Source organism: Aeromonas media, assembly GCF_000819985.1.
Lineage (GTDB): Bacteria > Pseudomonadota > Gammaproteobacteria > Enterobacterales > Aeromonadaceae > Aeromonas > Aeromonas media.
On the sequence record NZ_CDBZ01000007.1, the window covers coordinates 1 to 5,529 of the forward strand.

A 5,529-nucleotide genomic window follows, 5' to 3' on the forward strand; every position below is an offset into this window, starting at 1 on the left:
TCCGCCTGCTGTAACTCATCAATGAAGGTATGCCGCAGCCCGTAAAGCGTGGGACGGCCCTGACCTACGATGCCAGCCTCATTGAGGTGGCGTTGGAAGCGACAGGTGATGTTATGCGCCCAGTCGTCGTCTTTGCCTGATGGTTGGTCATCGAACAAAAATACCTTCCCTTGACTGCGACGACTCTCCACATAGTCCAGGAATTGATGTCCGATCAACGCACTGTGCAGTGGCACGGTACGGTACGCATTGACGGTTTTGAGCTGCTGATCCGCCTCTCCCGCATCGACCATCAAACACCAAATCCCCTCAACCTGTTTGATGTTCTGAGTTTTGAGCTGGCAGGCCTCGGAAGGCCGCAACCCTGCGTATAGGCACAGCAGGGGCACCCACCAGTCCTGAATTTTCAACTTTCTGCCTTTCTGGGATTGTTTGCTGCGCAGGCTGGCAAACAGTTGGGCCAGTTGAGGGCGATGCCAGCGCACTCGCTCTTCATCCGCCCGTTTGCTCGGTCTTTTACCTGCCGTCAGCCCATCGAAAGGGTTACGACTGCAATAGTCCAGTGCCACGCACCAACGGAAGAACTGTTTCAGGGCTGCCAGATAATCGGTCTTAGTTTTGAAACTGATGTCGCTCTTGCGCAGCAAGATGTTGCGGTACTCCTGCGCCAAGGTTGGGGTCACCTGATCGGCTTTGACCCCTTTGGCCCAGGTGACGAAGGCGTTGATCCGAAGTTGGAGCTGGCCCACGGATTTATGTTGGATCCCCTCACTCGATTTGGCGTCGAGAAACTGTGTCAACGCCTGGGTAAGGGCAATCCCCTTGGCGGGGCAAGTCGAGGACTCGATGGGGGAAGCAATGGATTGGGAGGGCGTAAGAGATGCAGCAAATCCCGCAGCTTTGAAAGCGTCTAGATCGGCGCGGATCCAGCGATAGAAACTGCGGGGTGTAGTATCGGCAGGGGTAGCCGCGATTAGTGCACGAGTACGAGCTGCCACTGCTAGGTTGCGGTCTACGGCGAGCTGCCTATCTTTGGTGCAAAGGGAAGTACGGATAGCGAAGGGCAAGCCACGGTCACGTAATGACTTAGGCAGCGGGAGACGAGTGTAGTAGGTGCCGGAGGCATTTTTACTCAGATACATGATTGTTCCACCCAGTTGATCCAGGAAAAAAATCACGTAAGTCTAGAAATGAAAAAACCCGTTGAAATTCAACGGGTTATATTTGGCGGTGAGGGAGGGATTCGAACCCTCGATACGTTGCCGTATACACACTTTCCAGGCGTGCTCCTTCAGCCACTCGGACACCTCACCAAATTTTTGACTGCTGTTTAACGTGTTCAATCGCCACATGGTTCGTTGCGCTGCTGCGCTGGAACGGGGCGTAATGTAAGGGATAGGAGCAAGCCGGTCAATCTCATTTTTCATCTTTTGCTATCGTTTGCTCAATTTGCGAACAAACTGACCAAAAAGATGCCGTTTCCTATCCCTTTACGTCAATTTTCAATCGCTTCGTGCAAATGTTCCCCTCTGATAGCCTCCTCTAGCGAGCCGTAGAACTCCAGCTCACCCGGGACAGGGCGCACCTTGGCCCGCGCCAGGGTCTTGAGGGGCTGGAACTGCAACTCGGCCACCTTCAGCTGGACGCCCGACTTGGCCATGCGTTTGGCAAATTGCTGGAAGGCAGAGAGCCCGCCGGCGTCCAGGATGGAGACGGCCTCCATCTGCAGGATCAGCGCCTTGTGCTCCCCCACCTGGGCCAGCAGCTCCTCGAAGACCCGCTCGGCGGCGGCAAAGAACAGGGGACCGTTGATCTTGTAGAGCAGGGTCTGCGCCGGCACTTCGCTGGCATAACGGCCGTGCTCGGCCAGGTTGTGCAGTCGGGTCATCTTGGCGATTTCACGCATGAACAGCAGGGACGCCAGGATCACCCCGAAGGTGATTGCGATGACCATGTCGAAGATGACGGTGAGGGACAGGCAGACCAGCAGCACCAGCACATCCGAGCGGGGCGCCCTGCGCACCAGATCCACCACCTTGTGGGCCTCGCTCATGTTCCAGGCCACCAGCAGCAGCAGGGCGGCCATGGCGGAGAGCGGCAGCCAGGAGAGCCAGGGGGCCAGCACCAGAATGGCGGCCAGCACCACCAGCGCATGGACTATGCCGGAGATGGGCGAGGTGGCACCGGCCCGCACGTTGGCGGCGGAGCGGGCGATGGCGGCCGTCGCCGTGATGCCGCCGAAGAAGGGGGCGAGTATGTTGCCAAGCCCCTGCCCCACCAGCTCGCCGTTGGAGCTGTGCTTGCGCCCCGTCATGCCGTCCAGCACCACGGCGCAGAGCAGGGATTCGATGGCTCCCAGCATGGCCATGGAGAAGGCGGCGGGCAGCAGCCGCTCTATGGCCGCCAGATCCCAAACCACGGGGGCGCCGTCCGGCCCGGGCAGGGCCCAGGGCATCACCAGGGTCGGGGCTATGGGGGGTATCCCCATGCCCTGAGTACCATCGGCCAGGGTATAGCTGAACTTGCTGCCTATGGTGGCCACGTCCACTCCCAGGGCGTGCAGGCCGACACCCAGGCCTACCCCCACCAGCACGGCCGGCAGGTGACCCGGCACCGGCAGCCGCAATCTTGGCCAGAGCAGCAGCACCGCCAGGGTGGCCACCCCCACCAGGGTATCACCCCACTGCCAGCTGGGCAGGGCATGGGCCAGCGCCTGCACCTTGCCGACATAGGTTTCCGGCATCTCGGGAACGTGCAGGCCGAAGAAGTCCTTGATCTGCAAGGTGGCGATCACGATGGCGATGCCGCCGGTGAAGCCCAGGGTCACCGAGGGCGGAATGTATTCGATGAGGCGACCAAGGCGCGCCATCCCCATGGCCACCAGGAAGAAGCCGGAGATGAGGGTCGCCATCAAGAGGCCCCCCACCCCGAATTGCTGGGCCACCGGATAGAGGATCACCACAAAGGCGGCGGTCGGCCCCGAGATGGAGAAGCGCGAGCCCCCCGTCACGGCGATGACGATGCCGGCGATGATGGCGGTGTAGAGGCCGTGCTGGGGCGGCACCCCGCTGGCGATGGCCAGCGCCATGGCGAGCGGAATGGCGATGATGCCGACCGTGATGCCGGCGATGAGGTCGCGGCCGAAGCGCGCCACGCTATAGGGTTCATCGATGCAGGATTGGCGCAATGCGATAGCCAGCTTCACGCCTTGTAAGGAAGCTTGATTGTGCATGTCTAGGGTAATACCAGAAGAGGGAGACAAAGGCCGGAGTGAACCGGCACCCGATCATCATCAAGGGCCGGCAGAGCTGTCGACGCGGCGATGGTATCCAGAGCAACCATACCCGAGCCAGCCCGATAATTCGATGGGCAGGATCAAGAAATGGCCATTACCCCGCATTATTGTCATCGATAGCTCGCATATCGCCGATTTTCACAGCCATCCCTGCAGTTATTTGCTCATCGCGAATCAGCATCTTCCCCACATCCCCCGCCCATCACCTCAGAGGCGAGCCCATCGGCAATCGGTATATTGCCGATATGTATCACCTCCCCTCCATGATCGGCTCATCCATTGCCTGCCCCCTCCAGGCCGGGGCACGCCTTCACGGCCAGCTCAACCGTGGCCGCAGGCAGGGCACCTCAAGCTGCTGATTGTGCTGAAAATAGTCCACAGCGCCCAAGTTTTGGGCAAACGGGCCGAAAAGCCATTTTTCCGTGGAATGGCGGGTTGACACCCGTCCGGGGGATCATTAATATCCGCTCCGTCTCGACGAGACAGGCAATTCCTCCTTAGTTCAGTCGGTAGAACGGCGGACTGTTAATCCGTATGTCACTGGTTCAAGTCCAGTAGGAGGAGCCAATTCCCTCGTAGTTCAGTCGGTAGAACGGCGGACTGTTAATCCGTATGTCACAGGTTCAAGTCCTGTCGAGGGAGCCATCTTCTAAAGCCCAGTCTCAGGACTGGGCTTTTTCGTTTCCTCTGCCCCAGCGCGGGGCAAGGCGAAGCTGCGCGGCTTCCCCTCCCTGTCCGCCTCTGCTCATCGCGCCTGGGGCGCTGCCACAAGATGACGCAGGACTACCCTCTCTGGGGTACCAGTCTGGTGCAGCGTCCTTTCCCCCTTGATGACAACGCACTCATCTATCTGATTTATCAGTATAAAATTACTGATATCGGCCTTCATAGCGACTCAATTGACTGGCACAGCCCTTGCAATTCCTGACCTCAGGGACGTCACAAGGAGTTGCCTATGCTACCCATCAAGCCGCCCGGACCCGGTTGCTACGACGAGATGTTGCTCGCCAACAACCAGTTTCGCGATCACTACCACGCCTATCTGGCGTGGCTGCACCAAACCGACGAGAAGAGCATAGAACGCAAGCGTGAGGAGGCCGATCTGCTGTTTCACCGGGTCGGTATCACCTTCAACGTCTATGGGGATGGGGACGGCGCCGAGCGCCTCATCCCGTTCGACAGCATTCCCCGCATCATTCCCGCCCAGGAGTGGCAGCATCTGGACAAGGGGATCCGCCAGCGCGTCACCGCCCTCAACGCCTTCCTGCACGACATCTATCACGATCAGCGCATCCTGAAGGCGGGGGTGATCCCGGCCGCCCAGATCCTCACCAATGCCCAGTACCAGCCCTGTATGCAGGGGGTCGACCTGCACCGCAACACCTATGTCCACATCACAGGGGTCGACATCATCCGCAACAGCGACGGTGACTACTACGTGCTGGAGGACAACCTGCGTACCCCCTCCGGGGTCTCCTACATGCTGGAGAACCGCAAGATGATGATGCGCCTCTTCCCCGAGCTGTTTCACAACCAGTCCATAGCGCCGGTGGAGCGCTACCCGGCCCTCTTGCTGCAGACCCTGCGCGAGAGCAGCCCCGTGGACAACCCCTGCGTGGTGGTGATGACCCCGGGCCGCTTCAACAGCGCCTACTTCGAGCACAGCTTCCTCGCCCAGCAGATGGGGGTGGAGCTGGTGGAGAGCGCGGATCTGGTGGTCAAGGATGGTCAGGTGCTGATGCGCACCACCACCGGGCTGAAACGGGTGGATGTCATCTATCGCCGCATCGACGACGACTACCTGGACCCCCTCGCCTTCAACCCGGACTCTCTCATCGGTGTGCCGGGCCTGCTCTCTGTCTACCGCGCCGGCGGCGTGGTGTTGGCCAATGCCATCGGCACCGGGGTGGCCGATGACAAGTCCATCTACCCCTATGTGCCGGAGATGATCCGCTTCTACCTGGGGGAGGAGCCCATCCTCAACAACGTCCCCACCTGGCAGTGCCGGGAACCCGATGCCCTGGCCTATGTGCTGGCGCACCTGGAGGAGCTGGTGGTCAAGGAGGTCCATGGCGCCGGCGGCTACGGCATGCTGATCGGCCCCTGCGCCAGCCGCGAGGAGCTGGCCCGTTTTCGCGAGCTGCTCAAGGCTAGGCCCGACAACTACATAGCCCAGCCCACCCTCTCCCTGTCTACTTGCCCCACCTTCGTCGAGGCGGGCATAACCCCCCCCC

3 protein-coding genes and 3 tRNA genes are annotated in these 5,529 nt (G+C 60.3%); 3 read left to right on the top strand and 3 right to left on the bottom strand.

The window, feature by feature from the left end:
* The 3 genes from BN1127_RS00485 to dauA form a co-directional block, all read right to left on the bottom strand.
* Nucleotides 1–1,142: tyrosine-type recombinase/integrase (locus BN1127_RS00485; protein ID WP_231557418.1), on the bottom strand; the 1,142-nt coding region annotated here is incomplete at its 3' end.
* Nucleotides 1,143–1,225: 83 nt separating this feature from the next.
* A tRNA-Ser gene (locus BN1127_RS00490) sits at nt 1,226–1,313 on the bottom strand.
* 182 nt (nt 1,314–1,495) lie between these two features.
* Nucleotides 1,496–3,232, bottom strand: coding sequence for a C4-dicarboxylic acid transporter DauA (gene dauA / locus BN1127_RS00495; protein ID WP_042648100.1), 1,737 nt, complete (start codon nt 3,230–3,232; stop codon nt 1,496–1,498).
* 554 nt (nt 3,233–3,786) lie between these two features.
* On the opposite strand from dauA, the gene BN1127_RS00500 reads away from it, so the two are divergent.
* From BN1127_RS00500 to BN1127_RS00510, 3 genes are all read left to right on the top strand, one after another.
* Nucleotides 3,787–3,862: transfer RNA gene (locus tag BN1127_RS00500), tRNA-Asn, on the top strand.
* Nucleotides 3,863–3,864: 2 nt separating this feature from the next.
* Nucleotides 3,865–3,940: transfer RNA gene (locus BN1127_RS00505), tRNA-Asn, on the top strand.
* 310 nt (nt 3,941–4,250) lie between these two features.
* Nucleotides 4,251–5,529, top strand: a 1,279-nt coding sequence (locus BN1127_RS00510; protein ID WP_082029906.1) for a circularly permuted type 2 ATP-grasp protein, incomplete at its 3' end; no start/stop codon positions are given.